Annotated in this window: 5 protein-coding genes; 3 read left to right on the forward strand and 2 right to left on the reverse strand. The window is 68.9% G+C overall.

Going from position 1 to position 3,591, the window contains the following annotated elements; genetic code table 11:
- The coding region (locus FVW27_RS10470; protein WP_243838339.1) for a WcbI family polysaccharide biosynthesis putative acetyltransferase at positions 1-449 on the forward strand (449 nt) is incomplete at its 5' end.
- A gap of 132 nt (positions 450-581) precedes the next feature.
- Here FVW27_RS10470 and FVW27_RS10475 read toward each other — a convergent pair.
- Together FVW27_RS10475 and FVW27_RS10480 are read right to left on the reverse strand one after the other, a co-directional pair.
- Positions 582-1,403, reverse strand: coding sequence for an amidohydrolase family protein (locus FVW27_RS10475; RefSeq protein WP_167124946.1), 822 nt, complete (start codon positions 1,401-1,403; stop codon positions 582-584).
- A 111-nt stretch (positions 1,404-1,514) separates the two neighbouring features.
- Positions 1,515-1,925 (reverse strand): acyl-CoA thioesterase, encoded by a 411-nt coding sequence (locus tag FVW27_RS10480; RefSeq protein WP_167124947.1) that lies wholly within the window; start codon positions 1,923-1,925, stop codon positions 1,515-1,517.
- A 174-nt stretch (positions 1,926-2,099) separates the two neighbouring features.
- Here FVW27_RS10480 and mltA point away from each other — a divergent pair, with 174 nt between their 5' ends.
- Both mltA and FVW27_RS10490 read left to right on the forward strand, forming a co-directional pair.
- The gene (mltA, locus tag FVW27_RS10485) at positions 2,100-3,368 is read left to right on the forward strand and encodes a murein transglycosylase A (protein WP_341806123.1); all 1,269 of its coding nucleotides are present in this window, start codon (positions 2,100-2,102) and stop codon (positions 3,366-3,368) included.
- Between the two features lie 38 nt (positions 3,369-3,406).
- Positions 3,407-3,591 (forward strand): response regulator (locus tag FVW27_RS10490; RefSeq protein WP_341806124.1); only part of this gene is annotated, 185 nt, incomplete at its 3' end.

Raw genomic sequence — 3,591 nt, forward strand, 5'->3', positions numbered from 1 at the left:
AGCGGGGCAGGGCCGGTGGCGACGGCGGGGGGCATGGCCTTGACCGGGGTAACGACGCTGCCGGGCGCGTGCTGCCGGGCGGCATCCCTGCCGCGGTGGCCCCCACGGTGGAACTGGTGGAAACGCTGTGGAAGGAAGAACGACTGTTCGCCACCATCAACCACCCCAACCGGCGGCTGGTGCTGCACGTGGCGGAAGGCGTGCTGGCGGCGCTGGGCATGGACCCGCTGCCCCAGGCGGTGCGCGACGGCTTCACCGATCCGTACCCGGAGTTCGAACTGCCCATCCACCCGCAGGTGGCCGCGCATCACGGGCTGGCATTCGGCGGGCCGGACGCCACGTACAATATCTATGGGCGGCGCATGACCTTCGAGGACTACGTGCGCCGTTACGCGGACTGCCGCCTGCGCGGCATCGACAATTTCATCGGATACTTGCAGTTGGTGTGATCCGGCGGGGGCAGGCCCCCGCGCGCTCCGGCGGCGTCATGCCGTGGGGTCATGCCGGTTACCCGGCAGAGAGGCGACCCGCTCGCCGCATGGAGCGTCGGGCGTCGAACGTGGTGCCGCCGTGTCCCGCAGCTATGTGCCGGGCGCGGCGGCGTTCGTTTGCCCGTCGAGCCCCAGCAGGGTGGCCGCGCTGGACAGCAGCACCTCTATTTCGCCGTCGGAAAGGTCCAGCCGCCGTTGCAGGCGGTGGCATTCGTCGGCGGGGTCGAACAGGGGATAGTCGCTGCCGAACAGGATGTGCTCGCGGTCGTGCCGGTCGAAGATGGCGTGCAGGGTGGCGTCGTCGATGAACGAGAGGCTGCTGGAGGTGTCCATCCACACCTCGCGGCCCACCAGCGCTTCCAGCGCGTACTGCCAGTGCTGGTAGCCGCCTAGGTGCGCGGCGATGAACCGGGCGCGCGGAAAGGCATCCAGCAGGGCGGCCAGCTTGTACGGGCAGGAGGGGTTTTCCGCCGGGGGCAGTTTGTCGCCGATGTGGCACATGAACACGAAGTCGTCCTGCGCCGCCTCGATGATGGGCAGCAGGCGCGGGTCGTCCAGGCGGAAGCCCTGGAATTCCGGGTGCAGCTTCAGCCCCCGGATGCCCGCCGCGCGCAGCCGGTCCAACTGGTGTTCCCAGTCCTGATATTCCGGGTGCACGGTGCCGAAGGCCACCACCTCCGGGTGGTGGCGCTGCAATTCCACGGCAAAGGCGTTGGCGGGCACCACCTGCGCGGCGGCGGTGGCGGCGCAGTGCACCACCACGCCGTCCAGCCCGGCGCGTTTGGCGCGGGGCAGCAGGTCTTCCACCACGCCTTCGCCCACGGGCGAGATGCCGTAGTGCGATTCCAGCTGTTGCAGGACCTTGGACGCGATCTTGGGATGGAAGGCGTGGGTGTGGACGTCGAGGAACATGGGCCTTGCCCTACGCTCGGTCCACTGACCAGTCAAGCGAGCAGGCACATTCGTTGCGTGAAGTGTGTCAGATTGTGCGCCGCATGTGCGCGTGAGCGTCCGAATGGATGGTTATTCCAACAGGTTCTTCAGCCAGTCGGGCACCGGCACCGGCTTGCCTTGCGGGTTGATGCAGGCGTGCTGGGTCATGCCGTCGGCAAGCAACCTGTTGCGTCCCTCGTCCCGAATCTCGTACACGAAGGTCAGCGAGGCGCGGCCCCATTCACTGATGCCTGCGCGCACCTGGATCAGATCGTCGAATTTGGCCGGGCTGCGGTAGCGGCAGCGTGCCTCGCGTACCGGCAGGATGATGCCGCGTTCTTCCACGGTGGCATAGCCCATGCCCCGCGAGCGGATGAATTCGCTGCGGGCGCGCTCGAAGAAGTGCAGGTATTCCGCATAGTACACAACACCCATCATGTCCGTTTCACCGTAGGACACGCGATGGGCCAACCAGATTTCCGGCACGGGAAAGCCGTCCATATGTTTCGCAACCTCCTGCCGCGTAGTGCGGCGTGTCGATTCGTACGCCATTTCGTGGTGAAAGCCAAAGCCGTGCGCGGCCTGCCCCGCTCCATGGCCTCGTCCTTGACCACAGTGTCATCCACTGTCCCACCTGCTGCCGCATCCGGTTCATATGTATTCGGGCGCGTCTGTGTGCCCCCATGCGCCCGCGCCGCCGGGGCGCTGCTGCTGGCGCTGGTCATTTCCGGCTGTGCCTCGCATGCGCCACGGATTTCGGTCCCCGAGCCGGAAGTGCCCCCGGCGGGGCAGGGTTCGGCCCAGACTCGTTCGACCCTGACGCGTCCGGCCCTGTCGCTGCCGCCGCTGCCCGCCTACACCGAAGCCTCGCCCGACGAGATTCGCGCCGCCATCGCGGCCATGGACCCGCGCAGCCAGGGGCTTGCCTCGTGGAACGATCTGGCCCCGGCCCTGGCCCAAAGCCTTTCCTACATGGCCACCCGCCCGGCTGGCGGGGTGGCTCTTGATCGGTCCGGCGTGCGCGTGACCAACGCGGACTTCATGACCGCCCTGCGCCAGCTGTCCGGCCTGCTGCCCCAGTTGGACGCCAACCCCGGCCTGCTGGCCCAACGGTTCCGCTGGCTGCGCGTGGACACCGCCTGGACCGGCTACTACGAGCCGGTGCTGCGCGCCAGCCGCACCCCCGCGCCCGGCTACTCCCACCCCATCTATCGCACCCCGCCGGACATGCACGTGACGGAAGTGGCCGCGTCCGGTTCCGGCAAGCAGCGCATGACCTACCGAGTGGTGAACGGCCCCAAGGGGCGTACCCTGCGCCCCTATTACGACCGCGCGGAAATCGACGCCGGGGCGTTGCGCGGCAAGGGGCTGGAACTGGCCTGGGCTGCGGACCCGGTGGACGTGTACATCCTGCAGGTGCAGGGTTCCGGCAGGGTCCGCTTTACCGACGGCAGCGAGGCCCGCGTGCTGTACGCCGCGCAGAACGGACGGCCCTACGTGTCCATTGGGCGCATCCTGAAGGAACGGGGCGAACTGCCGCCCGACGGGGTGAACATGCCCGCCATCCGCCAGTGGCTGGAAAGCCACCACGCGCAGGCGCGGGAACTCATGAACACCAACCCCAGCTACGTCTTTTTCCGGATGGAGGAAGGCAGCGCCAGCGGGCCGCTGGGGTGCACGGGCAGGCCGCTGACCCCATGGGTAAGCCTGGCCACCGACCGTTCCGTGCTGCCTTCAGGCGCGCTGGTGGCCTTTTCCACCCCGGTGCCCCAGCCCGCTGGCGGCGGCGCGGTGACCGGCCTTGGCCTTGCGCAGGATACCGGCGGGGCCATCAAGGGCTACCGCATCGACCTGTTCTGCGGCGCGGGTGACCGCGCGGCCGCCGTGGCGGGGCATCTGGATGCGCCGGGGCCGGCGTGGTTGCTGCTCCCCCGCACCCCCTAAGAGAACCCCGGCAGAGCGCCCCAGCACAGGAGACCTCCATGGACCCTCGCCAACCCGCGGAACGCATCCCCACCATCCTCGTGGTGGACGACGACCCGGTGGCCCGCACCGCCGTGTGCGGCTATCTGCGAGAGGCGGGCTATGCCGTGCGCGAGGCGGGCGGCGGCGGGGACGCGCTGATGCTGTTCGACGAGCGCGGCGCCGACGCGGTGCTGCTGGACTG

Source organism: Nitratidesulfovibrio liaohensis, from assembly GCF_011682075.1.
In the GTDB taxonomy this organism is placed as follows: Bacteria; Desulfobacterota; Desulfovibrionia; order Desulfovibrionales; family Desulfovibrionaceae; genus Cupidesulfovibrio; species Cupidesulfovibrio liaohensis.